This is a genomic window from Prevotella pallens ATCC 700821 (genome assembly GCF_000220255.1).
Lineage (GTDB): Bacteria > Bacteroidota > Bacteroidia > Bacteroidales > Bacteroidaceae > Prevotella > Prevotella pallens.
In genome coordinates, this window is record NZ_GL982513.1 from 1,113,012 (window position 1) to 1,139,260 (window position 26,249).

21 protein-coding genes are annotated in these 26,249 nt (G+C 39.7%); 10 read left to right on the forward strand and 11 right to left on the reverse strand.

The window, feature by feature from the left end; genetic code table 11:
* Nucleotides 1–54 precede the first annotated feature (54 nt).
* Nucleotides 55–2,643 (forward strand): ATP-dependent chaperone ClpB, encoded by a 2,589-nt coding sequence (clpB, locus tag HMPREF9144_RS04225; protein ID WP_006044642.1) that lies wholly within the window; start codon nt 55–57, stop codon nt 2,641–2,643.
* Between the two features lie 173 nt (nt 2,644–2,816).
* On the opposite strand, the gene HMPREF9144_RS04230 is transcribed toward clpB, so the two are convergent.
* The 8 genes from HMPREF9144_RS04230 to ftcD form a co-directional block, all read right to left on the reverse strand.
* Complete coding sequence (locus tag HMPREF9144_RS04230) at nt 2,817–3,791, reverse strand: endonuclease/exonuclease/phosphatase family protein (RefSeq protein ID WP_006044643.1); 975 nt, start codon at nt 3,789–3,791, stop codon at nt 2,817–2,819.
* Between the two features lie 17 nt (nt 3,792–3,808).
* On the reverse strand, nt 3,809–4,873 hold the full coding sequence (locus HMPREF9144_RS04235; protein WP_006044644.1) for a bifunctional 3-deoxy-7-phosphoheptulonate synthase/chorismate mutase type II: 1,065 nt from the start codon (nt 4,871–4,873) through the stop codon (nt 3,809–3,811).
* A 32-nt stretch (nt 4,874–4,905) separates the two neighbouring features.
* Entirely contained in the window at nt 4,906–5,772 is an 867-nt protein-coding gene (locus HMPREF9144_RS04240; RefSeq protein ID WP_006044645.1) for a tetratricopeptide repeat protein, read from the reverse strand.
* 109 nt (nt 5,773–5,881) lie between these two features.
* Nucleotides 5,882–6,322, reverse strand: coding sequence for a DUF1648 domain-containing protein (locus HMPREF9144_RS04245; RefSeq protein WP_006044646.1), 441 nt, complete (start codon nt 6,320–6,322; stop codon nt 5,882–5,884).
* An 809-nt stretch (nt 6,323–7,131) separates the two neighbouring features.
* Nucleotides 7,132–8,376: an imidazolonepropionase gene (gene hutI, locus HMPREF9144_RS04250; protein WP_006044648.1), complete on the reverse strand. Its 1,245-nt coding sequence runs from the start codon at nt 8,374–8,376 to the stop codon at nt 7,132–7,134.
* A complete protein-coding gene (hutH, locus tag HMPREF9144_RS04255) occupies nt 8,373–9,848 on the reverse strand; it encodes a histidine ammonia-lyase (RefSeq protein WP_006044649.1) in 1,476 nt (491 codons plus the stop codon). The genes hutI and hutH overlap by 4 nt, the downstream gene beginning before the upstream one ends.
* Before the next feature lie 82 nt (nt 9,849–9,930).
* Entirely contained in the window at nt 9,931–11,928 is a 1,998-nt protein-coding gene (gene hutU, locus HMPREF9144_RS04260) for a urocanate hydratase (protein ID WP_006044650.1), read from the reverse strand.
* Between the two features lie 13 nt (nt 11,929–11,941).
* A complete protein-coding gene (ftcD, locus tag HMPREF9144_RS04265) occupies nt 11,942–13,645 on the reverse strand; it encodes a glutamate formimidoyltransferase (protein ID WP_006044651.1) in 1,704 nt (567 codons plus the stop codon).
* Between the two features lie 1,060 nt (nt 13,646–14,705).
* Between ftcD and HMPREF9144_RS04270 the strand changes: the two genes are divergently transcribed.
* From HMPREF9144_RS04270 to HMPREF9144_RS04285, 4 genes are all read left to right on the forward strand, one after another.
* Nucleotides 14,706–15,662 carry an aldose epimerase family protein gene (locus HMPREF9144_RS04270; protein WP_006044653.1) on the forward strand — a complete coding sequence of 319 codons (957 nt, stop codon included), beginning with the start codon at nt 14,706–14,708 and terminating at the stop codon, nt 15,660–15,662.
* Between the two features lie 70 nt (nt 15,663–15,732).
* Nucleotides 15,733–16,578: a hypothetical protein gene (locus HMPREF9144_RS04275; protein ID WP_006044654.1), complete on the forward strand. Its 846-nt coding sequence runs from the start codon at nt 15,733–15,735 to the stop codon at nt 16,576–16,578.
* A 478-nt stretch (nt 16,579–17,056) separates the two neighbouring features.
* Nucleotides 17,057–18,013: a helix-turn-helix transcriptional regulator gene (locus tag HMPREF9144_RS04280; protein WP_006044656.1), complete on the forward strand. Its 957-nt coding sequence runs from the start codon at nt 17,057–17,059 to the stop codon at nt 18,011–18,013.
* Between the two features lie 65 nt (nt 18,014–18,078).
* Complete coding sequence (locus HMPREF9144_RS04285) at nt 18,079–18,690, forward strand: helix-turn-helix transcriptional regulator (protein ID WP_006044657.1); 612 nt, start codon at nt 18,079–18,081, stop codon at nt 18,688–18,690.
* A 10-nt stretch (nt 18,691–18,700) separates the two neighbouring features.
* Here HMPREF9144_RS04285 and cls read toward each other — a convergent pair whose 3' ends face one another.
* From cls to kdsA, 3 genes are all read right to left on the reverse strand, one after another.
* Nucleotides 18,701–20,020: a cardiolipin synthase gene (gene cls / locus HMPREF9144_RS04290; RefSeq protein WP_040595568.1), complete on the reverse strand. Its 1,320-nt coding sequence runs from the start codon at nt 20,018–20,020 to the stop codon at nt 18,701–18,703.
* Nucleotides 20,021–20,100: 80 nt separating this feature from the next.
* Nucleotides 20,101–21,051, reverse strand: coding sequence for a KpsF/GutQ family sugar-phosphate isomerase (locus HMPREF9144_RS04295; protein ID WP_006044659.1), 951 nt, complete (start codon nt 21,049–21,051; stop codon nt 20,101–20,103).
* Nucleotides 21,052–21,072: 21 nt separating this feature from the next.
* Entirely contained in the window at nt 21,073–21,831 is a 759-nt protein-coding gene (gene kdsA, locus HMPREF9144_RS04300) for a 3-deoxy-8-phosphooctulonate synthase (RefSeq protein WP_006044660.1), read from the reverse strand.
* 484 nt (nt 21,832–22,315) lie between these two features.
* Between kdsA and HMPREF9144_RS04305 the strand changes: the two genes are divergently transcribed.
* From HMPREF9144_RS04305 to HMPREF9144_RS04325, 5 genes are all read left to right on the forward strand, one after another.
* A complete protein-coding gene (locus HMPREF9144_RS04305; protein WP_006044661.1) occupies nt 22,316–23,188 on the forward strand; it encodes a hypothetical protein in 873 nt (290 codons plus the stop codon).
* Nucleotides 23,189–23,395: 207 nt separating this feature from the next.
* Entirely contained in the window at nt 23,396–24,238 is an 843-nt protein-coding gene (locus HMPREF9144_RS04310; RefSeq protein WP_006044662.1) for a MotA/TolQ/ExbB proton channel family protein, read from the forward strand.
* A 3-nt stretch (nt 24,239–24,241) separates the two neighbouring features.
* Nucleotides 24,242–24,766: a membrane protein gene (locus tag HMPREF9144_RS04315; protein ID WP_006044663.1), complete on the forward strand. Its 525-nt coding sequence runs from the start codon at nt 24,242–24,244 to the stop codon at nt 24,764–24,766.
* Entirely contained in the window at nt 24,759–25,298 is a 540-nt protein-coding gene (locus HMPREF9144_RS04320; protein ID WP_006044664.1) for an ExbD/TolR family protein, read from the forward strand. The genes HMPREF9144_RS04315 and HMPREF9144_RS04320 overlap by 8 nt, the downstream gene beginning before the upstream one ends.
* Nucleotides 25,295–25,777, forward strand: coding sequence for an ExbD/TolR family protein (locus tag HMPREF9144_RS04325; protein ID WP_006044665.1), 483 nt, complete (start codon nt 25,295–25,297; stop codon nt 25,775–25,777). Before HMPREF9144_RS04320 ends, HMPREF9144_RS04325 begins: the two co-directional genes overlap by 4 nt.
* Nucleotides 25,778–26,249 lie beyond the last annotated feature (472 nt).

Consider the following 26,249-nt stretch of genomic DNA (forward strand, 5'->3'; position numbering starts at 1 on the left):
AGGAATAGAGTTTGATATATAAGAAACAGAACATAAAAATAAAAGAAACAGACTATGACATTAGATAAATTTACAATTAAAGCACAAGAGGCTATCCAAGCAGCAATAAACTTGGCGAGCCGTAATGGGCAACAAGTAATTGAGCCATTGCATATACTTGCTGGTATAATGGAGAAAGGAAAAGATGTAGTGAACTACATTTTCCACAAGTCAGGCATTAATCTACAAATAGTAGAAAGTGCAGTGCAAAGCGAAATTTCTCATTTGCCCAAAGTGTCAGGAGGCGAACCTTATCTATCTCCCGATGCAAATAAAGTGATACAAACAACAATGGATGAGTCGCAAAAAATGGGCGACGAGTTCGTTAGCATAGAGCCTTTGTTGCTTGCTTTGCTAAAAGTTAACTCTTCAGCAAGTCGCATTTTAAAAGATGCAGGCTGTACAGAGGAGATTATGAAAGCAGCAATAAAAGACTTAAGGCAAGGTTCGAAGGTACAAAACCAAAGTGGCGACGAGAACTATCAGGCTTTATCAAAGTATGCACGTAATTTGGTTGAATACGCTCGGTCAGGAAAGCTCGACCCTGTAATTGGTCGCGACGAAGAAATACGCCGCGTGTTGCAAATTCTTTCACGAAGAACGAAGAACAATCCTATACTAATAGGCGAACCAGGTACAGGTAAGACTGCTATAGTAGAAGGTTTGGCAGAACGTATTGTACGTGGCGACGTGCCAGAAAACCTGAAAGACAAGCAACTCTATTCATTGGATATGGGTGCATTGGTAGCTGGTGCGAAGTACAAAGGCGAGTTCGAGGAACGACTGAAAGGTGTCGTCAAAGAGGTAACCAACGCTGAAGGCAACATCATTCTCTTCATCGACGAAATCCACACGCTCGTTGGAGCAGGTGGTGGAGAGGGAGCAATGGATGCTGCCAATATTCTGAAGCCAGCTCTTGCACGAGGCGAACTACGTGCTATAGGTGCAACAACGCTCAATGAATATCAAAAGTATTTCGAGAAAGATAAGGCTCTCGAACGTCGTTTTCAAACAGTAATGGTAGACGAACCGAGCGAAATAGATGCTATCTCAATACTTCGTGGATTGAAAGAACGCTACGAGAACCACCATAAAGTGCGTATTCAGGACGATGCCTGCATTGCTGCCGTTAAGCTTTCTGAACGTTACATCTCTGACAGATTCCTACCAGATAAGGCTATAGACCTGATGGACGAAGCTGCAGCAAAGCTTCGCATGGAGCGCGATTCGGTTCCTGAAGAGTTAGACGAGATTACGCGCCGGCTCAAACAGCTGGAGATAGAACGCGAAGCCATCAAGCGCGAAAACGATACCGACAAGATTGCACAGTTGGACAAGGAAATTGCCGAACTGAAAGATCAAGAAACGAGTTTCAAGGCTAAGTGGGAAGGCGAGAAAAACTTGGTGAACAAGATTCAACAAGATAAGGAAGAGATTGAGCATTTGAAGTTCGAAGCCGATAGGGCAGAGCGTGAGGGCAACTACGAACGTGTGGCTGAAATTCGTTATTCACGTCTCAAAACGTTAGAAGACGATATTAAAAATATTCAGAAACAGTTGCAGACAACGCAAGGCGGTGAAGCGATGATTCGGGAAGAGGTTACTGCCGAAGATATTGCAGAGGTGGTAAGCCGATGGACGGGTATTCCCGTTACAAGAATGCTGCAAAGCGAACGCGACAAGCTGCTTCACCTCGAGGAAGAATTGCACAAGCGTGTCATCGGACAAGACGAGGCTATCAGCGCCGTTGCTAATGCTGTCAGACGTTCTCGTGCAGGCTTGCAAGACCCAAAGAAGCCTATTGCATCTTTCATCTTCCTTGGTACAACAGGTACTGGTAAAACCGAATTGGCAAAGGCATTAGCAGAATACTTGTTCAATGACGAGACGATGATGACGCGTATAGATATGAGCGAGTATCAGGAAAAGTTCAGCGTATCGCGCCTAATTGGAGCTCCTCCGGGGTATGTAGGTTACGATGAAGGTGGACAACTTACCGAAGCTGTTCGGCGCAAACCCTATTCAGTGGTGTTATTCGATGAGATTGAAAAGGCACACCCAGATGTGTTCAACATTCTGCTGCAAGTGCTTGACGATGGGCGACTAACTGATAACAAAGGACGTATGGTAAACTTTAAGAATACCATCATCATTATGACATCTAACCTTGGGTCGCAATATATCCAACAAGAATTTGCCAAACTTACGGATAATAACCGTCAGGAGGTGATAGACAATGCACGCAACACTGTGATGGATATGTTGAAACAGACTATTCGTCCAGAGTTCCTGAACCGTATTGATGAGACTATAATGTTCCTCCCACTCACGCAAAGCGAGATAGCGCAAATAGTAACCTTACAACTTAAGCGTGTAGAAGCAATGCTCGCACCGCAGGGATTTACATTGAAATGGACCGATAGCGCAGTAGAATATCTTACCAAAGTGGGTTACGACCCTGAGTTTGGTGCTCGTCCTGTTAAGAGAGCAATACAACGCTATGTGCTGAACGACCTCAGTAAGGCTATACTTGCAGAAACCGTAAGTAGAGAAAAGCCTGTCATCATAGATGATTTTGGGGAAGGTTTGGTATTCCACAACTAAAAGGGAACGATAAATAATACTAAAAGCCCTGCCATAATTCCACTGGGAATCTTGGCAGGGCTTCTTTGTATTATAATGTATAAGAAATATTTATTCGACAGATGATTTATGAAGTTCTTTGTTTACAATGTTTCGATTTAAGTATTATTAGGTATCTGAAGAACTATATATAATTAGAATAATAGGTCGAGAACCAATGGAAGATGGTCGCTAAAACCACCATTGTAGCGCATTCCATTATAGAAACGGTGCGGCTTTACTCCTCCATATTTTTTATCTTCTTCAAGTAGAAAAGGAGCATCATTTATTCTGCATTGCTTTACTTTGGCTACTAAGTTAGTGCTTACAAGTATTTGGTCCAAGCTTCCCCATTCTCCTTGATAGCGATAAGTTCCTTTGGCTCCATTTCTTCCTTTTGCATTTCGAGAAATATTTATCATTCCATGTTCATAGATATTCTGCAGTGATTTGTCGTCGGCATAATCGTTGAAGTCGCCCATTGCTACAATTTTAGCATTCTTTTCAGTTGCCTTAATCGAATCAATAGTATTGCAAAGCTGCGCGGCAACGTGTATTCTAAATGGTTCAGAGAAGACAATACCGCCTGAACGACTTGGTGCGTGTACGAGAATTACGTGAAGTGTATCGCCATTAATCAATTCACCCATTACGTGCAGTATGTCGCGAGTAGGTTTCATATCTTTTAATGGTGGGATACGAATGGTGTCGGCCTTTATTATTCGGAAGGTGAAAGGTGAGTAGAGTAGGGCGACATCTATGCCACGCCTATCGTTCGAGGCTGTCATAATGTATTGGTAATGTGCTTTTCGTAGTAGAGAACGTTCAGTAAGGTAAATCATTGTGCTGTCGTTCTCCACTTCGCACAATCCTATTAAGTCGGGCAGATAAGTCCTTGCAGAATCCTCACCACAGGAAATAATGCCTTGTCCCACTTTGTTCAGCTTCTCCCAATATTTTGTGCGTGTCCAATGGCGTGGTGAGTTGGGTGTAAACTCCAAATCGTTTTTCTCAGAATCGTGTTCCGTGTCAAATAAGTTTTCTACGTTCCATTCTACTATACGTAAACGTTCTTGCGCCATTATTGTGCAAGGAAGAAGGCTAAGGAAAAGCAAATATATGTGTTTCATGGTTGGTTAGTAAGTTATTAGTTGAGAATAGTGAGCTGTTGCCGCACGCTTTCTTCGTGTATGATTTCGAGAATGCGAGCAGCAAATTTAGCATCTATTCCACAAACTTTTGCTTGTTGTGCACACTTTTCCAACATTTCGTTGTAGCGTTCCGATTGTAAAACCGTCATATTGTGCTCCTTCTTAAATTTGCCAATCTCGCGACAAAGCTTAAAGCGTTCGGCAAGTAAGTTTATCAACGAACTGTCCATTTCGTCTATCTGTGAGCGTAGTTGATGCAGTTCTTCGCTTGTGGTGTGCTTGTTGCGCACGATAAGTTGCGAAAGAATAAGGTCTAATTGCTCGGGCGTTACTTGTTGTTCAGCATCGCTCCAAGCTTTGTTAGGGTTACAGTGGGTTTCTATTATAAGTCCGTCGGCACCTAAATCAAGTCCTTGTTGGCAAAGTGGTGCAATAAGGTCGCGCCGTCCACCGATGTGGCTGGGGTCGCAAATAATTGGCAAGTCGGGTATGCGGCGATGCAACTCGATGGGAAGTTGCCACATTGGTAAGTTGCGGTATATTTTCTTTTCGTAACTCGAAAAGCCACGATGAATAACGCCCAATCGTTTTATACCTGCCTGATTCAAACGTTGCAGTGCACCAATCCATAGTTCAAGGTCAGGATTTACAGGGTTTTTCACCAAGACTGGAATGTTCTTTACACCGCATAGTAGGTCGGATAAGGCTTGTATGGCAAACGGATTGGTTGTGGTTCGTGCACCAATCCACAGTATGTCCATATCGTATTTCAGAGCCAACTCCACGTGTTCTGGTGTTGCCACTTCGGTGGCGATAAGCATACCTGTTTCGTCTTTCACTCGTTTTAGCCAAGGCAGAGCTTTTTCGCCGTTGCCTTCAAAGCACCCAGGTTTGGTGCGTGGTTTCCAAACACCTGCTCGGAATATCTTGCAGCCATTAGTTGAAAGTTGTTGAGCAGTATCCATTACCTGCTCTTCGGTTTCTGCAGAGCAGGGGCCTGCTATTATGATGGGTTGGTTTTCTTTATGTGGAAGTTCTAACGGTTGTAGTTCTAATTCCATTATAATAATATGTTGTCCGTTATATTTTTGAACTAAAAACCATACGGATTCATTTGTTTATACTTGTCATTGAGTTGTTTCACAATATTTTCTTCTACATTTTCTTTACCATCTGTTGGCATCAGCTCTTCTGCTCTTTCGGCATCTTCTTTTGCTTTCGCCTCGTTTCCTACTAAAGAATACATTTCGCTGCGTTCTTTAAATGCAGTGTATGAAAATGGGTTGGCATCAATGGCTTTTGTGAAATACTCTATTGCCTCATTGTTGCGAGTGGCTGCTCGTTCGATTCTCGCTTTTAATAGTAGTACATCTTCGTTATCTTCTGTGTGTTCCAACAACCAATCAGCATCTGCTTCAGCTTCGCTTAGCTGCTGAGTGCGTAGATAGGTTTCTCCGCGTAGCAAATATGCGTTGCCTTGCTTGTTATCTATAGAGATGGCTTTTGTTGCCATCGCAATTGTGTTTACGTCGTCGCCTTGTCCTTTGCATGCTTCGGCATATAGGTAGTGAGCTGTTGCATTTTCCGAGTCTAAGAGAATTGCTTTTTCACACGCTGTAGCCATTGCGCCATAGTTTTCCATCATAAAGGCTATGTTTGCCATGCGAATAAATATTTGGACATTGTCGGGTTGTGCCGTGCTTAGTATTTGCAGTTCTTCGTAAGCCTCCGAGAACATACCTTTTGAAGTATAGACGATGGAAAGGTGGTCGTGAATTTCCAAGTCGTCTTTTATCTCCAGTGCATGTTTGAAACATCTTATTGCATATTCTACTTCACCAGTTTTCATGGCTCTAACGCCATCGTATTTCAATACATCGAAATTTTTTGCTTCGTTTTGTACTTTTATTTCTTCTTTGGTTTCTTCTTTGCCACCAAACAGCTTCTGAAAAAAGTTCATACGTGTTTTATTTTTATTTATGTTTAACGAAGGAACTAACCATCGTCTTTAAGTTGTTCGTTATTTATAATATGCAAACTTACATATTTTTTTCGACATATCAACCTGTTTACAGCACTTTCAATGTGTATTTAATGCAGACATAAAGCAACAGAACAGTGAAGGATAAAGTTGTCCAAAGTACAAGGTAGGGCTTTACAATCAACAAAATTTCTATTAGAACAAGCATCAGAACAGTAATTACTTTCAGCCAACTGATAAGTTCTACTCCGATTTTCTCTTGCTCTTTCCGACTGTGTTTCTTTGAGTTTGGAAAGTTGTAGAGTTGAGGATTTCTCTCCAACCACCACGTCAACAGATAGATGAGCAAAGCGATAGCAGGGAGTATAAATAGTTCCCATTTGGAGCCATAGTTGTCCACTTCGCCGTGTATGTTTATGTGCAACGGAATGATATCTACATTACTAAAACCAACAATAATGGCAAAAGAAAAGCCAATGCCTAAAGTTAAAATAGGAAGAACCTTTTTTATAATAATATTCAATATCATAAGTTTATGGTTTTATAAAGATATTTTTCTAAGATTATTATCAGCAGTAATATTGTCTTTACCCTTGAAATAGGATATTGCAAAGATACGAATTTTAGTTGTAGCGATGGAATAATGATGCTGAAAGTTTTATTTTGTGGGAAGATAGCTGAATAATTATTGGGCGAAAGTTCAGTATGAGTCTACTTTTCTGATTGTAAAAAAAATATAATATTCGCGATTCTGTTAACATTTGATATTGAGGATAAATAGAATAGCTCGCCAGCTATTTCTACGTTGTTCAGTACCTTTTTATATAAAGCTCAACTACTTTTTATTGATTGCTCAATACCTTTTTATAAAAAGCTGGCGAGCTTTTTATAAAAAGTTCGCCAGCTTTTTGCAGTTTGCTCAATCACTTTTGCCTAAATCTTCTATTATTTTTGTTCAAATTTGTAAGTTTTCTGCTCTTTTTGCGATTGCTTAATGTGTTATAAGTTGCACACTAACAATACGACTATCGTGTTACTTTCTGAATATCTGTACTTTATATATTGCACGTAAATAGTTGCCTTTTTTGAGAGAGAGAATAAACTTATTTTAAAAAGTGACCTTCCTGCCCACTTTTACGCTCTAAGAATTAACACTTTAAGAAAGTAAATTCACCTTTTGTAACATTTAACGCTCAATATAAAAGCATATAGTTGTGAGATAGAAAATGAAAATTAAGGTTGCTTTATAAATCTGTGTTTTTCTATTTTCTTAAGTAGGAAAGTAGAGAAAAGAAAATCCCACTGACTCAATTTGTGAGTAGTGGGATTCTTATTAGTTTATAACGCATATTCTTCGCCATTAAGGAATACTTGGCGAATAATAGGTGTGGTGTATGCGTAGGGAATAAAGTCGATTGACGGAATAGGGTCGGTAATGTAGAAGTTGGCTACCTTACCCACGGTGATAGAGCCGTACTCTTCGCTCAGTCCCATAGCATAAGCTGAGTTGATGGTAGCAGCATTGAGTGCTTCAGCTGGCATTAAACGCATTTTGATGCAGGCTAATGATACGGCAAACTTCATATCGCCCGATGGTGTAGAACCTGGGTTGTAGTCGGAAGCAATTGCCATTGGGAGTCCTGCGTCAATCATCTTTCTGCCCGGTGCAAATGGCATATTCAGGAAGAACGATGTTCCAGGCAAAGCGGTTGGCATAGTTTCAGCGTCTTTCAGCAATTCAATATCACGATCGTCCATCGCTTCAAGGTGGTCTACGGAGAGGGCGTTGCATTCAACACCTACTTCTACACCGCCTGAAACAGCAAGCTCTTCGCCGTGAATTTTACCACGAAGACCATATTTTGCACCCGCTTGGAGCAGGCGTCGTGTTTCGTCTGGAGTGAAGAAACCTTCGTCGCAGAACACGTCTATGAAGTCGGCAAGTCCTTCTTCTGCCACGGCAGGCAACATGTCGTTGATGATGTGGTCTACATATTCGGCTTGACGACCAGCATATTCGCGACCAACAGCGTGCGCACCGAGGAAGTTGGCAACGACCTTGACAGGAGCAGTTTCCTTTATGCGACGAATAACACGCAACATCTTCAATTCGTCCTCAAGGTTCAAACCGTAGCCACTCTTTATTTCCATCGCACCCGTACCTTTTCGAATAACCTCGTCTACTCGCTTCATCGCCTGTTCGTAGAGTTCGTCTTCCGAAAGTTCGTGCAGACGGTCGGCAGAATTGAGGATACCGCCACCACGCTTTGCAATTTCTGCATAGCTTAAGCCACGGATTTTATCAACAAATTCGCCTTCTCGGCTGCCAGCATAAACAATATGTGTGTGAGAATCGCAGAACGAAGGCATAACAGTACCGCCTTCAGCATCTACAACCAATGTGCTGCGACCTACTTGTGGTGTGTCAATGCGTGGACCGTAAGAAACGATGCGACCATTCTCTACATAAAGGTAAGCGTTTTCAATGGTGTTTAGTTGGGACATTTCAGCCCCTCGCAGGCATCGTTTACCTTCGTGTCCGATGCCTGCCAGTATGCCGATATTTGTTACTAAGAGTTTCATTTGCGGAGGAAATCTACTGACTTAGCAATGTGTGGTGCCATAAACTGGTCGTTTTCAACGAATGGCACAACCTTACGATAAGCCTCGAAGATAGCTTCGATGGCTGGAGAAGACTTCAATGGGCGACGGAATTCGAGTGCCTGTGCTGCATTAAAAAGCTCAATAGCAAGTACACGTTCAGTGTTCAGCACTACTTGATAGAGTTTTGTAGCTGCGTTCGCACCCATGCTGACATGGTCTTCCTGTCCTTGTGAAGAAGGAATGCTGTCGGCAGAAGCAGGTGTACAGTACATCTTGCTCTGGCTAACGATAGAAGCAGCAGTGTATTGTGGAATCATGAAACCGCTGTTCACGCCTGGTTTAGCTACCAAGAAGCTTGGAAGGTCGCGTGTGCCAGATACGAGTTTGTAGATACGACGCTCTGAAATGTTGCTGAGTTCGCAAAGTGCAATGGCAAGGAAGTCCATTGGTTGTGCAATTGGTTCTCCGTGGAAGTTACCCGCAGAGATAACGAGGTCTTCGTCTGGACAAACAGTAGGGTTGTCGGTAGCTGCATTTACTTCAATGTCAATTACAGACTTCACATAACGAATTGTATCTTTTGATGCACCGTGAACCTGTGGCATACAACGGAAAGAGTAAGGGTCTTGCACGTTTACCTTTGGCTGCTTGATGAGTTCGCTGCCTTCGAGCAACTCACGAATACGAGCAGCTGTTTCAATTTGTCCTTGGTGAGGACGAACAGCGTGTACCGCATGAGTGAATGGTTCAATACGACCATCGTAAGCTTCGAGCGACATTGCACCAATCTTGTCTGCCCAATCGCTCAATCGCTGTGCTTGGAGCAAGCACCAAACAGCAAATGAGTTCATATTCTGTGTACCATTGAGCAATGCCAAACCTTCTTTTGATACAAGCTGGATAGGCTGCCAATTCATTTTCTTCAGCATTTCCTCTCCAGAAATAACTTCACCGTTCATTTCTACACTGCCGATACCCAAGAGTGGCAAGCATAGGTGAGCCAATGGAACGAGGTCGCCCGATGCACCGAGTGAACCTTGCATATAAACAACAGGATAAATATCGTTGTTGAAGAAATCAATCAAACGCTCTACTGTTACCAATTGGCAGCCAGAGAAACCATAACTTAAGGATTGAATCTTAAGCAACAACATAATCTTTACGATTTCGTTGGGAACGCGGTCGCCAACACCACAGGCGTGCGACATCATAAGGTTTTTCTGAAGGTCAGAGAGTTGTTGCTTGTCGATAGAGATTTTGCACAACGAACCAAAGCCAGTTGTAACGCCATAGATAGGTTTATCTGATGTTTCAATTTTCTTGTCCAAGTATTCACGGCAACGAACAATACGATTGCGTGCGTCATCAGAAAGTTCGAGTTTAATGTTGTTTTCAATGATTTCACCAATTCTTTCAATAGAGAGGTGTTCTGCACTTATCTTATGTGTCATAATTGTATTTAAAAGTTAACTTGTTTCTTTAAAATGAATATTCACAGATAAGAATATGCCTTATCTGTGAATACGTTTGTTTTTACTTATATGCTTCGTTGATAATATCGTCATCAACAAAGTTTGGAAGCGTTACGGTCAAGCCTGGAGTACGTTCCATTTCACGCTTGATAGCGTCGATTGAACCCTTGTTGCGTGCCCAGCTGCGACGAGAAATACCATTGTTCACGTCCCAAAGGAGCATTTGACGAATGTGGCGGTCTGAATCTTCACCACCATCGATGACCATACCGAAGCCGCCGTTGATAACTTCACCCCAGCCTACGCCGCCACCATTATGAATTGAAACCCATGTTGCGCCACGGAAAGAGTCGCCGATAACGTTGTGAACAGCCATATCGGCACAGAATTGCGAACCATCGTAGATGTTGCTTGTTTCGCGGAATGGAGAGTCGGTACCTGATACATCGTGGTGGTCGCGACCCAAAACTACTGGGCGGCTGATTTCACCTCGTTTGATAGCTTCGTTGAATGCTAAGGCAATCTTTGTACGACCTTCCGAGTCAGCGTAAAGGATACGAGCCTGAGAACCTACAACAAGTTTGTTCTTGCCTGCTTCCTTAATCCAGTGGATATTGTCGTCCAATTGTCCGATGATGTCAGGAGTTGCAGTCTTGCGCATTTCTTCGAGAACTTCTGTTGCGATACGGTCGGTTGTTTCCAAGTCTTTAGGGTCGCCAGATGAGCAAACCCAACGGAAAGGACCGAAACCATAGTCGAAGAACATAGGTCCCATGATGTCTTGAACGTATGAAGGATAACGGAATTTACCGTTCTCGCCCATAATATCAGCGCCTGCACGGCTTGATTCCAATAGGAAAGCGTTGCCGTAATCGAAGAAGTACATACCGTTGGCAGTAAGTTTGTTGATTGCAGCAACTTGACGGCGCAAAGACTCTTGTACTTTCTTCTTGAATAATTCAGGTTCTTCAGCCATCATACGTTTGCTTTCTTCCAACGAAACACCTACTGGATAGTAGCCTCCAGCCCAAGGGTTATGGAGTGAAGTCTGGTCAGAACCAAGGTCTACGTGGATATTTTCTTCTGCCAAACGTTCCCAAAGGTCTACCACGTTGCCTACGTATGCCATTGAAACCACACGCTTTTCTTCAACAGCCTTGCGAATTGCAGGAATAAGCTCGTCGAGGTTTTCATGCAATTCATCTACCCAGCCTTGCTCATGGCGTTTGCGAGCAGCCAACGGATTGATTTCTGCTGTTACGCTAACAACGCCTGCAATATTACCGGCTTTAGGCTGTGCACCTGACATACCGCCAAGACCAGCTGTAACAAACAACTTCATATTGTCGCCACCAACTTTGCGTGCAGCATTCAATACTGTAATTGTTGTTCCGTGAACAATGCCCTGTGGACCAATATACATATATGAACCAGCTGTCATCTGACCATACTGACTTACGCCTAGTGCGTTGTCGCGTTCCCAATCGTCAGGTTTAGAGTAATTAGGAATAACCATACCATTGGTAACAACTACACGTGGTGCATTCTTGTGTGATGGGAAAAGACCGAGTGGATGACCAGAATACATAACGAGTGTTTGCTCGTCGGTCATTTCGCTTAAGTATTTCATAACTAAACGATATTGTGCCCAGTTTTGGAATACAGCACCATTACCACCGTATGTAATCAATTCGTGAGGATGTTGAGCTACAGCCTTGTCGAGGTTGTTCTGAATCATCATCATAATAGCAGCTGCCTGTTGCGATTTGTGTGGATATTCGTCAATAGGCCGAGCGTACATTTCGTATGTAGGGCGGAAACGATACATATAGATGCGTCCGTATGTATCTAACTCGTTAGCAAATTCTGGTGCCAGAGTTGCGTGGAATTTCTTTGGGAAATAGCGCAATGCATTGCGAAGTGCAAGCTTCTTTTCCTCTGCTGTAAGAATATCCTTGCGCTTTGGAGCGTGGTTAATAGATGTGTCGTATATTTGAGGCTCTGGAAGTGTCTCAGGTATGCCAGCACGAATATCTGCTATAAATTGTTCTTTAGTCATTTTATTATATCTTTTATAATTTGTCTTCTACAATCTTCATTATTTCAGTTTCAAGCTCATTAGCCTTCTTAATCAGCTCATTAGCCTCGCCTACGAGCTTATCAGCAGCTTCACGGTCTTTCAATCCCGATGCATTGATCTTAACGTTCAAACCTGCACCTAATACGGCTGCACGAGCTGCGAGTACACCTACACCTGCATCTGAAACACTGTTTGGATTGCCTTCTTCTGCCATAGCTTTGCAGAGTTCAAATACTTTGAATGATGCTTGCATTGTGTGCAAAGGTACTTGTGTTGCGAACAAAGTTGCAGCTTGGATTGCAGCAGAACGAGCTGCTTTCTCTTCGTCTGTCTTTTTAGGAAGACCAAATGCCTCCATAATGCGGTTGAAAGCTTCGGTATCTTCGTCTACGAGTACCATTAATTCTGCCTGAATCTTCTGTCCTTTGTCAGCCCAGTTGCTAAATTCTTCCCAACGGGCGTCCCAACCAGCCTTATGGCTTGATAGGTTGGCAACCATTGTACCCAATGCAGCACCTAAGGCTCCCATATAAGCAGAGATGGTGCCACCACCAGGAGCTGGTGATTCGCGTGATGTTTCGTCAGCGAAGCCTTTCACTGTAAGGTCTATAAGTTTTGCGGTTTTGTTCTCGTCTTCCAAGAGATATTCGATAACCTTTTCGCGTGGGTTAAATTCTTTCAAATCGTCCAATCCCATAGACTTAATTGCAATCTGCAAAATATCTTCTTCAGGAATACCTGTAGAACGATTTTGTTTTTTCAGGAAGTATTTACCTGCTTCTATTAATGTGCGTTTTGGTATCAAACCAACTATTTCTGTACCAGTTACACGAATACCACGGTTTTGTGCGCAACGACAAACTTCATCAAATGCAACGTGTAATGGAGTAACGTTTATGTCGGTAATATTCATTGAAACTTGTGCAATGCCATATTCGTCGATGAACCAACCAATTGCCTTTGTGCCTTTCAACGTACCTGGAATCATAATGGTTTTTCCATTCTCATCTTTCATTGGTTTACCAACAGGTGAACCACCTTCACGTTGTGGGCGTCCCTTTTCGCGTACGTCGAATGCAATTGCATTTGCACGGCGAGTAGAAGTGGTATTTAGGTTGAAGTTTGTAGCAATAAGGAAGTCGCGAGCTCCCACAGCTGTACAGCCTGTACGTGCAACGCCTTCGTCCCATGCACGAGCTCCAAAGTCGGGTGCTTCAGCTTCAACCGTCATTCTTTCTGCTAAACCTTCATATTCTCCTTTACGGCAAATAGCGAGGTTACGGCGTTCTGGAGTTCTTGCAGCAGCTTCGTAACAGTAGCAAGGTACTTTAAGCTCGTTAGCAATTCGTTCTGCCAACTTGTGTGCTAACTTTGCACATTCTTCGAGTGTGATACCTGCAACTGGAATTAATGGGCAAACATCGGTTGCACCCATACGTGGGTGAGCACCGTGATGTTGGCGCATATCGATGAGCTGAGCAGCCTTCTTTACACATTGAAATGCAGCTTCTAATACTGCGTCAGGAGACCCAACAAAAGTTATTACAGTGCGGTTTGTAGCTTCGCCTGGATCCACGTCGAGTAGTTTTACACCTTTAACGCGTTCAATTTCGTCAGTTACTTGTTTAATAATAGCTTTGTTACGTCCCTCACTAATGTTAGGAACACATTCAATGATCTGTTTTTCTTGTACCATTTTTATTTTGTATATTAAATTTTTTAGGCGTAATTTCTTTACGGTGTAAAATTAAGAATAAGGTTGGAATCTACAAAATATTTAGGCTTAAACTATTCAAAAAATGCAGTTTTACATCAATGATTGATTGAAAATAGCGTTTTATTATAGAAAATGATATATTCCTTTGAGGCGTATAGGTCATTTTTCAGGCTGCTCTATAATAAAACAAAATATGTTTAGAATCTAATTACCAATTTGGGTTTAAGTGTTCTTTAAGGTGTAGAGAATGAAGGACGAAAGAAAGGTTTTTTCGTTTCCAGCTTGCAGCCCATTATGTTTTATTCTTTGTTGTCTTATTAATTATCTGGCGAACACAATGCATTGGGAACATTCTCTGATGTACTTTGTATCAACGATATACTGATTATACAGTATTATTTACGTGTAAGTAAAACTTTATTTACATGTAAGTAAAACTTTACTTACGTGTAAGTAAAACGCTGTTTGGCGTTAGAAACAATGTTCATTACATATATAAAAAGCTGCGCATATATATAAGAAACGATGGTATGTTATGAGAGAATTATTGTAAACTCGTATTATCAACTTCTTCTATACACAATTTATAGCTGCAGATTACAAGGTTGGCGTACCACAAAATATGTAAAGACGGAGAGAAATAAGATGGGCGGAGATGTTTTGTTAAATGTGAGCCAATAATTAAGGTATCCACAGGCTTTCTTTAATGTGTTGCTGACATCAATAGCACGACATAGGATACTTGCAAAGATTTTCTATTATCAATAAAATGCACTTTTAAAGCGTAGGCATAATCAATTATTCATTCTCCTCTACAACACCTATATTTAATAGTAAAACGTTTTGGATATTGATGCTAACAAAAATAGCTTAAAGAATGATGCGAGATAATTCAGGCAATTAAACTTGAATGAATATAAAATAAGGTGAAATAAAAGAATTCTCTTCTAAATAATCTCTCTTTCGAAAAAAAAGACTACTTTTGCAACAATCGTATAAGATAGAACTATGTAAGTAGATACACCTAAAATTAAGAAATATGAAACGTCTAATTTCTACACTACTAGCTTGTTTTTTCTTTCTTGCGCTGTTAGCCCAAGAAGTAAAGACTTTTGAATTACGAAATAACACTGGTATGAATGCCGTAGTAAGCAACTATGGTGCACGTGTTATGAAACTCGAAGTACGTAATTGGAATGGTAGATTGGAACCAGTGATAAAAGGCTATGCACACATATCTAACTATAAAGACGACATAACACTTGGCGCTACACTCATAAATAATGCTGAAAATGCTCCCCTTGTATCAGCAGATAAAGTATGGGAGGTAGTAAATGTTGAAAGTCAGACAGCAACATTTTGTTGTATTACCGATATTATTAATGGTGAACATAAAGGCAAATTAAGAGTATCTGTAACCTATACGCTATCCGACCAGAATGCTCTTGATATTGATTATAATGTAAGTTCTACTATTTCAACACACTGTCAAGTTACTAATGGTATTGTTTTCAATTTGTCTGGCGATACTAATCGTTCTATCTTAAAGCAATATTTGTGGATAGATTCATATAAAACGAATGCTTTGAATGCGAACCAGAAATTAGTCCATAAGCAAAAGAAAATGCGTTATACCTCATTAGACTTCAATCAGCCACGTGAGTTGGGAGAGCGCATAAATAATTTCCAGAATGGCTATAACCACACATTTCAATTACGACATCCATCTAAAACACAAAATCCAGCTGCAATTCTTTTTGACGAACAGAGTGGGAGAGTTATGACAGTTCATATATGTGAACCATCTTTACACATAAACTCTTATGGGAAATTAAGTACAGGCATCTCGTTTCAACCCATTCGTGAAGGTTATGATGGCAATAAAAAAGAAATAAATACGGCAATATCGCCAGAAAAAGAGTTCCATTCTACAACCGTATTTGCTTTTTCTACAGACCCTCCATTGATAATGAGAAGAGAACATATTGTTAAATAGATAGGTAGAAAAGATTAAATACTTTTAATTTTCTTGGTAATTAAATGCCAAAAAAGTAATTTTGCAACGTATGAAGAAGATATTTGTCATAACGATAGCATTATTCATTGGTTTAGAAATATATGCACAAGATATTTCTAAAAGTAATATAGATACGATAGTTGTTGCACCTATAGTATCTCCACATTTGCAAGGAGCCAGGAAAGCAACAGAGGAAGAGAAAGAATACGCACGTCAGTTAGCAGAAGAACGCAATCAGCACCAGACGCCCCAAAACCTACAATCTTTCGATGAATATAGTGGAACTATAAACAATAATGATGTTTACTATCCTTATTGGAATTATGGTGAAGGATTTGATTTATGGCGTTTGCACAAAGGCTTGAATGTAAATCTTAGTGCATCTGTATTTGCAAACTTAGGACGTGGATATTCTCATAGTGCAGGATTTACACAAGATGTGTCGTTAATGTATGTAACCGATTTATCGCCAAAGGCAACATTGGCTATAGGTGGTTATATAAATAATGTAACCTATAGTGGCTCTAATTATACAACAGCAGGTGTTAATGCGTTGTTTAATTATCGGTTTAATGATCATTGGAGTGCATATTTCTTTGTTCAGAAAGCATTTAATTCTGGCAACTTCGCTCCATGGGCAATTGGAAATTATGCTATTGATGGATACGCAATGGAACTCTCGCCTATGTATTGGGGTAGTGGATTCCTCCCTTATATGAGTAGTGCTTATGGAATGCCTATGTATAAGTTTATGGATAGAATAGGTGGTGGCGTTTCTTACCAATGGGGTAAACATAAACAAAACTCACTATCTATAAGTGTAGAATACGACCGTTTGCCTAATCAGAATAAAGGATTGTACGATTTTAACCGATACAGCTATCCAGTAAGATGAGATAAAAACTCTCTTTTCTATTAAGAAATAAGTAGTGATAATATTAAAGAAGTAGACAAAAAAGAGTTCAATGATTGCTTTTCGTATAGGTAAATAGCTGATTTCTTTAAATTTCTTATTCTATTTGTTTAATTATTAGTACTTTTGCAAAATAAAAAGAGTGCAGATTCCTAATTGCTGTCTCGCAGCAGGAAAGTAAAGAAAACGAAGTTTGTATCTTGTTACTCGTTACATTTCTTACTGTACGGGAGTTGCAATTATCCCTGCACCCATTTGTTTGCAAAGATACAACCATTATTTGTTTGCTGCAATACTAAATTTTTGGTATTTTGAAATACCTACTTTTAGCTATTGTGTAACTCACAGAAATGTTCTTACTTTGCAAAGATATTGCAATAAGAAGACAACGAACATCTGTCGTTTCTTTTAAAAGCAAGTTTATCTTATACAAAAAGATAATGAATAAAAAACGACCTAAATGAAGAATCATAAAATGTATGAAGCTGATGATAAGATGATATCTCTTATCAGCGATAATTACGACCTGCTTCAAGCCTTAGGCAGTTTTGGTATTAATTTGGGCTTTGGAGATAAAACAGTTCGTGAAGTCTGCGATAGTCAGAATGTTGATACCTATACTTTTCTGTCTATCGTGAATTTTACAATGAATGGTTATAAAGATTATGATGATGCCGATAGATTGTCAATACCTACTTTAGTGAAATATTTGAAGGCTTTTCATACTTATTATTTAGACTTCCAATTACCATTCATTCGTAAGAAGCTTGTGGATTCATTAGACGAGAATGACAATTTAGCCCGACTTATTCTAAAATTGTATGATGAGTATTCGCACGACATTCGTAATCACATGCAATACGAAGAAAAAACGGTTTTCCCTTATGTTGATTCATTATTAGCGGGTCAAACAAATAGTAATTACGATATAGAGACCTTCTCTAAACATCATAAGCAAACAGATGTAAAATTGCATGAACTTAAGAATATCATAATTAAATATCTTCCATCTGATGCACATCGTAACAGTCAGCTTACAGCAACATTATATGATATCTACCGTTGTGAGGATTGGCTCGACCAACATGCAAATGTTGAAGATGAAATATTTATACCTGCTATTCGTCATCTGGAGATGAAGAGTAAACAGAATGATGTTTCTGTGAAAATATCTAGTATGCTTAGCAAACAACCAGATATGGGCGAAACCCTAAGCGATCGTGAGAAAGATGTGATTATTTGTGTAGTTCAAGGAATGACAAACAAAGAGATAGCCAATCATTTGTGTATTTCAACAAATACTGTGATTACGCATCGTAGGAATATTGCGCGTAAATTGCAGATACATTCTCCAGCAGGTCTCACTATATATGCCATTGTAAATAATTTGGTAGATATAGGTACTGTAAATCTGTAGTAAATGTTGTTTTTATATCACAAGTAACATTAACTCGCCATAATTTAAAATAAAACAGTTCTCTTATGGATATGAAAAGAATGATGGGTGGACGTCCACGTATTGCTGTTATTGATCCTAACACACTAGCTGTATTAGGATTGAAGAATATTCTACAAAACGTACTTCCTATAATGGAAGTAGAAACTTTTTCTTCTTTTGATGATTTCTATACAGCTAATCCAGATTCGTTCTTTCATTATTTTGTTGCACAAACTATTGTCTTGGAGAACAGAATATTCTTTACTGAGCGTAAGCAGAAAACAATTCTATTAACTGTTTCAAAAGACTCTAATTCTCAGTTGTCTGGTTTTCACTGTATATGTGTAAGTGTAGATGAAGAAGAGCTAGTGCGTAATCTGCTTATGGTGGAGCAATATGGACATGCTGGAGGTAAGAACTTACCAGAATTACCACAAGCTTTAAAGAACAAGATATTAAGTAATAGAGAGATAGAAGTTCTTTCTTTGGTAGTGCAAGGGTATATTAATAAGGAGATAGCACTCAAACTCAATATTAGTTTGACCACAGTTATTACACATCGAAAAAATATTATGGAGAAACTTGGTATGAAGAGTGTTTCTGCATTAACAATCTATGCTGTTATGCATGGATATGTAGATATAAATAAAATTTAGGCTCTCAAGACTATAAGAATGGTGATAGTAGAAAGCCTAACTTCCCTTTTAGCTTTTGCCAAGGAGTTCTCCATTCATTCCATTTCTTTTCTGTTAGTTTAAAGCACCTCTTCTTTTGACTTTCAAAAATAGTATCTAATTCTTTTGTAACTTCTTTATCTACGATTACAGCATTAACCTCTCTATCCCATCTTAAACTTCTAGCATTTAGATTTGCCGAACCTATTGTACAGAACTTCCCGTCTACGAGTATAATTTTTGTATGATGAAATCCCGGTTCGAACAGCCAAATGGTACAACCATCTTTCATAAGTTTATGTGCGTTGTAGTAGCCACAATCAGGTGTTAGTGGTATATCGCTTTTGACACTTAGCATTATTTCTACTTTTACTCCACGTTTAGCAGCATTCTTTAAAGCTGCTCTTAACTTCGGACTGAGTGTAAAATACGGATTAATAATTTTTATGCTGTCTTTTGCATCGTTGATTGCTTTTTCGTAAAAGAAACGAATTATATCTTTCGTTATGTGTGGCTCACGGTTGAGTATGCCTACCATTTGATGGCCTGCCGATTTACAAGTGTCTGCTTTTAAACCTTTTATATATTCTGCGTTGCTTATTCCACGATAATACTTGGCTCCATGAATATTCTGACCAGACACTTTTTGCCACATTTGTAGAAATATCTTCTGCAATGTGTTTACGGCATCTCCTTCTATTCTACAGTGCATATCGTGCCATTCTCCAACTACTTTTGTACCTTTTATATAATAGTCAGCTACATTCATTCCACCTGTATAACCAATTTTTCCATCAATAACAGCAATCTTGCGATGATCTCTGTTAAATATATCGTGTATCCATGGAAAGGCTATTGGTTTGAATTCATATATCTCAATGCCTTTTTCCCTGATTTCTCTTAAATGCTTTTTACGCATTGGTCGGTTATTACTGGCATTACCAAATCCATCGAATATAGCTCTAACTTCTACTCCTTCTTTTGCTTTTCTTGCTAAATGGTTAATAAGTTCTTTATTTATAGAGTCGTTTCTGAAGTTGAAATACTCTAAATGTATGCTTGAACGTGCCTGATCTATGGCTTTAAATAGGTCGTCGAACTTCTCTTGTCCAGTTGTCAACAGTGTTACTGAATTGTTGTTACTGAATTGTATTCCTTTCGTTTTAAGTTGTTGGACTATTGAAGAGTCGGAACTTATTCTTTGAGAAGGTTGTGTCTGTATAGTAGAAACTGCTATTATGGGTTGTTCGACAAAAGTAAACCATAATAGTAAGATAGTAACTAGAAGTGGGGTTCTCTCTATTTTCTTCACGTATTCGTTATTGTATTTTCTCTTATCAGTTATATTTATTACAATGTATTGTGTTCTTCTTTGTTTAACTACTACGATAGTTAAAGCATACAACTGTAATGATCAACAACACCTAATAGTTTTCGTTCCTTATTGCAAACCAATACTGTGTGTATTTTATATTTGTGCATAATGCTTTGTATTTCGGTTATTTTTGTATTCGGGAGAACCATCTTTGGTGTTCTTGTCATTATGTCTTCTACTGTTTGATCAAAGAATTTTGCTTGCCATTTCTCCATCGCACGACGTATATCGCCATCGGTAATTAGTCCGATAACCTTATTATTCTCCACAGAAACGCCTAAGCCTAACTTACCGTTGCTAACGTGAATGATGGCTTCTCCTAAGTGCATTTCTTTTGGAATGATGGGTAAATCCTCTGAACGCATAACGTCTTGAGCTGTTGTAAGCAAGCGTTTGCCTAATTCTCCGCCTGGGTGGAACTGTGCAAAATCTTTCGGACGAAATTTTCTGACTTCCATTAGGGCAATTGCAAGCGCATCGCCCATAACCAAAGCGGCTGTAGTGGAGCTTGTCGGAGCAAGATTTAGTGGGCATGCCTCCTTCTCGACCCATACCTTTATGTGTGTCGTTGCATATTTTGCCAATAATGAATTTGGGTTAGCGCTCATACCAATAATAGGAATATTCATGTGCAATACCATTGGAATGAAGCGTAGAAGTTCGTCGGTCTGACCTGAATTAGATAGTGCTAAAACAACATCGTCCTTTGTCATAGATCCTAAATCACCATGGAAAACGTCTAATGGATTTGCAAAGAAAGCGGGAGTTCCTGTAGATGATAATGTTGCTGCTATTTTAGCACCAATATTTCCGCTTTTCCCTACTCCTGTAACAATCACTTTTCCTTTGCAATGATACATTAAATCTACTGCTTTGTCAAAGTTTTCATCTAATTGTTTTATCAGTGCGAGGGTTGCATTTGCCTCGTCCTTTATGCACTGTATAGCGTAATCTCTAACGTTTTTCATCTTGATTATTCTTTCCTTGCTTTATTGTAGTTGTCCGATTAGGTTATCTAATTTCGTTAATTCCAACATATTTGCAGCATCGCTTAGTCCTTGGTCTGGGGTGGGGTGCACTTCGAAGAAGTATCCATTTGCTCCAAAAGCTTTGGCTGCTAATGCCATTGAAGGCACAAATTTACGATCGCCCACAGTTTTTCCGTTGCCTGCACTTGGACGTTGAACGCTGTGTGTACAGTCCATAATAACTGTTTCGCTAAATTCTTGCATATCTGGAATATTCCGAAAGTCTACAACCAAATTGTTGTAGCCAAAGCTATTGCCACGTTCTGTAAGCCATACTTCTTTTGCTCCGCTGTCTACGCATTTCTCTACTGGATATTTCATATCTCTTCCGCTTAGGAATTGTGCTTTCTTAATATTCACAATTTTTCCTGTTTTAGCGGCTGCAACAAGTAAGTCGGTTTGTCTACATAAAAAAGCAGGTATCTGAATGACGTCTACTACTTTGCCAACAGCTTCTGCTTGATTGCTTTCATGGATGTCGGTGAGTAGTCGTAAACCGTATTTATTTTTTATTTCTTGCAACATTGCAAGTCCTTTCGTTATACCTGGACCGCGGAAAGATTTTAGGCTGGTGCGATTTGCCTTATCGAAACTGGCTTTGAATATTATGTCGATACCATATTTTTTGTTCAGGCGTACTAGTTCCTCGGCTACGGTGTTTAAGAGTTCTTGGCTCTCTATGACGCACGGTCCTGCAATGTAAATATTTTTATTACTCATTTAAGACGCAATATGTAATGTAAAGAATGTATGGAAAGAGGGCTTGTTAAGCCATTTACTGATGCAAAGGTATATATAATAAGGTGAATATGCAAACCATCTGCCTAACTTATTAGTGTATACTAACGAAAATATGTTTTAGGTATTGTTATACAGCCTCATAAAGCGTGTTGTTTTTTGTGATATCTAATTTGCAACTTACAGATATCTGAGACGAATGCGATAGATATCTGTAACGATCGTGATAGATATCTAAAACAAGCGTTACTATATTTAACCAATTTCTCTAAACATTTGAGATGTTCTCTTTGCTTGCTATCTAAACAGAGGCAATACTTATAATATTCTTGTTTGTTTCCTATATAACAGTTTATATTCTTGCTCAAAAAAGCATAGCTTCAGTAGATATTAATTAAGACTTTATAATACTGTAGGAGTGCTTAATAGTGAAGTTTTTTGTACTTTTGCAACCAAAACGAAACGTATGATATTGATAGCAGATAGCGGTAGCACAAAAACGGATTGGATTGTATATACTGGTAACAATGGTAACAGTAGAGTGGTTTCAACGCAGGGAATAAATCCTTTTCATCAATCGGATATCGAAATAGAACTTATATTGAGAAACGAGGTATTACCTCTATTAGCATCTATTTTAGATAATGTTGAGGCTGCAAACCTAATTAAGTATGTTGCATTCTATGGTGCGGGTTGTACCGAAAGCGTATTGCCCAAAATGCAAGGTTGCTTGTCTGGTATCTTTGCAGAAGCCAACATTGAGGTGGCTGGCGATTTGCTTGGTGCTGCTCGGGCGTTGTGTGGCAGTAAGCCAGGCATAGCTTGTATATTGGGAACAGGGTCGAACAGCTGTTTCTACGATGGCGAAAAAATGGTAGAGAATGTTCCGCCATTAGGTTACATCTTAGGCGATGAGGGTAGCGGAGCAGCATTAGGAAAGCTTTTTATAAACGGTATATTTAAAGGCGACCTGCCTACACATATTCGGGAATTATATCTTAATGAAGAGAATATTACCTATGCAGAAATAATAGAAAAGGTTTATCGTAAGCCTTTAGCCAATAGGTTTCTCGCTTCTACCTCAAAGTTCGTCTATAAACATTTAGATTTGCCAGAATTAGCAAGCTTGGTGCAGCATAATTTCGACAGCTTTTTTAAGCACAATGTGTGCAAGTATGCTCGTTACGGTGTTAAAGAAGTGTCGGCTATAGGTAGCATAGCCTACTATTTTCGCAATGCATTCGAAGTAGCAGCAGCAAAATACGGCTTTGTGGTAAATAAGGTAGAACAGTCGCCTATTCACGGAATGTTAGCTTATCATAAAAATAGACAACAATAAATGTACTAAGTTTTTCAACGCATTTGTTCGGCTAATACGTCATTCTGAAATATATTCTGCCTATAGTTTGGTGATTATTCATAAAATTAGTATTTTTGGCTCGCCAATATAATAAGAGTCATAGTGTAGGTTAAATATTATGAGAAAATGTACCAATTAGGCTCATTCAACATTTAATAGTATAGAACATTAGAAACAAATAACAATATGAAAAAAGTAATTGCTTGTTTTGCAATCTTCGCAACCACCCTGTTAGCTTGTCCGTTGGGTAGCGTTGCACAAAACAAAACCACCACTCAACAGCAAACAAATGTAGCAGCCACAGTAAGCAAAGATGCACAGAATAGCGATGCACTCGATGAACTTGAAGCAGATGCAGGGGCTACTGAAACACAAAAGCCATCTGCAGACAATATGGGGTTTCACCAAATGCTTAAGCAAAAGTTTATTGATGGTAATGCAGGCTTTATGTCGCTTGTGGCTTTGGCTTTGGTTTTAGGTTTAGCTTTTTGCATAGAGCGCATTATCTATCTAAGTCTTTCGGAGATTGATGCCAAGCGTTTTATGGGGAAACTAACCGACCTGATTGTTGCTAACGATATAGAACAAGCAAAAGAACTTAGCCGAAACACGCGTGGTCCCGTAGCTTCTATCTGCTATCAAGGTTTGTTGCGTATAGATAGTTCTATCGAGGATATAGAACGTAGCGTAGCTTCATACGGCAGTGTGCAGAGTGCTAATTTAGAGAAAGGTTGTTCGTGGGTAACACTCTTTATAGCAATGGCACCATCGTTAGGTTTCCTTGGTACGGTAATTGGAATGGTAATGGCTTTCGACCAAATACAAATTGCAGGCGATATTAGTCCTACCATTGTAGCTTCGGGAATGAAAGTGGCACTTATAACCACCATCTTTGGTATTATTGTAGCTTTGGTTCTACAGATATTCTACAACTACATACTTTCTAAGATAGAACACCTTACGGCTCAGATGGAAGAGTCTGCCATATCGTTGTTAGATGCCATTGTTGTGTATAAACTGAAACGATAGACTATGAACGTGAGAAATAAACTTTCTAAATGGGCAGAAGAACGAATATCGCAACGCATTCTGTACGTCTTAATAGGCGTTATTGCACTTGTGTTCGTGCTGTTCTTCTCGGTAGGCTTCTATACTCCATTTGCTGGCGACCCTTCTTTCAATGCTCCATTGTTTACTGATGTGCTTCTTATATTTATGTGGATTCTCTTCGGGTTGGCAGTTCTCACAATGGTCGTGTCGTTAATTCGTACTGCACGAACAATGTCTGTTAAGCAGCGTGTGGTGAATGGTATTCCTACTTACAAAATATCCATAGCCGTGTTTGGCACAACACTTTTGTGCCTTGTGTTGTCGTTTGTCTTCGGTTCTTCTCGTCCTATGCTTATAAATGGTGCAAACTATACCGATACATTCTGGTTGAAGGTTTCCGATATGTTTGTTACATCATCAATAGTGTTGCTTCTTGTTGCAATAGCTGTAACAGCTTTTGGTGCGACACGTTATTATAGAAAGAAAAATAAAAACGCCAATGTTTAAACGTGCTAAACGAAAAGTTCCAGGCTTAAACACCTCTTCTACAGCCGACATATCGTTTATGTTGCTCATACTATTCTTGGTTACTACATCAATGGAGGTAGACGAGGGATTGGAACGCACGCTTCCACCGATAGAGAAGCAACAGAAAGAAACCCAATCTATGGTAGACGAACGACTGGTGTTGCGCTTTCAGATACTTGATAACAACAAGTTGCTGCTAAACAATAAGCCTATTGCATTGGCTACTGTAAGGAAAACTGTAGCCAACTTTGTTGCACCTAAGGGTAAAGAGCACATTATTCAGCTTCAGGCAGATTCACATGCTTCGTATAATACTTACTTCTCACTTCAGAACGAAATAGTTGCAGCCTATAACGATTTGCGCAATAAGCGAGCCGAACAGCTGTATGGCAAACTCTATCAACTTTGTTCTGCCGAACAGCAGGAACAGATTGCCGACGAAATACCGCAACGCATATCAGAGGTTTATACTACAGAGAATGCAAAAACACAGAAAGGAGGCAACCAATGAGCATCTATCGACGTCGTAAACACGATATTCCAGAACTGAACACAGCTTCGTTGCCCGACCTTATTTTCACCATCTTGTTCTTCTTTATGCTTGTTACCCACATGCGTAAAACCACCGTCAAAGTGAAATATCAGGTACCGCAGGGAACTGAGCTAACAAAGCTGGTAAAGAAGTCTGCCATATCTTATATATATATAGGTATACCCACCAATGCTACTGGCAATGCTATAGGCGATAGTATGTGTGTGCAGCTGAACGACAAGATTGTTGATTTGAAGGATATAAAAGGCTATCTTGCAAAAGAACGACAAACTATGTCGGCAGTCGATAGAAAGCAAATGAGTGCCAGCGTGCGTGCCGACAAGAACACACCAATGGGAATGATAAACAATATTAAGCAGAGTTTGCGCGAAAGCAATGTGCTGAAAGTAAACTTTGCTGCCACATTCAAGAAACATAATACCACCACATCTTATTAGTGCAAATTGCATGAGAGCCACACTTTAGTATATAGGGCATTCGCAAATAAACATTGGTGTGCGTGGACAATCCACAGCGTGTGTTCCGTGATATGCGGGCACGATAAATCGGCTCCCTACAGTGGGTGCACGTGGGTAAATATTACGTGTTCGTGGTGTAAACATTGATTGTACATAAACAATTGCAGCATACATTCCGTAGGCGTAGGGGCCGATTCATCGCGCCCGTTTCATGCCGAATTGTATAAATGCAACCACATATCATAATGGGCGTACGAGGATACACATTGGTTGTACATAAACAATAGCAGCGCACATTCCGTAGGCGTAGGGGACCGATTCATCGTGCCCGTTCGCACCAAATTATGTAAATTGCACCCACGTGTTTAAAACAATACTAACTAGTTATGGTGAGAGAATGCACAATATTTATTATTTTTTCTCATATTGTTTGTAGTTTTTAGATATTATT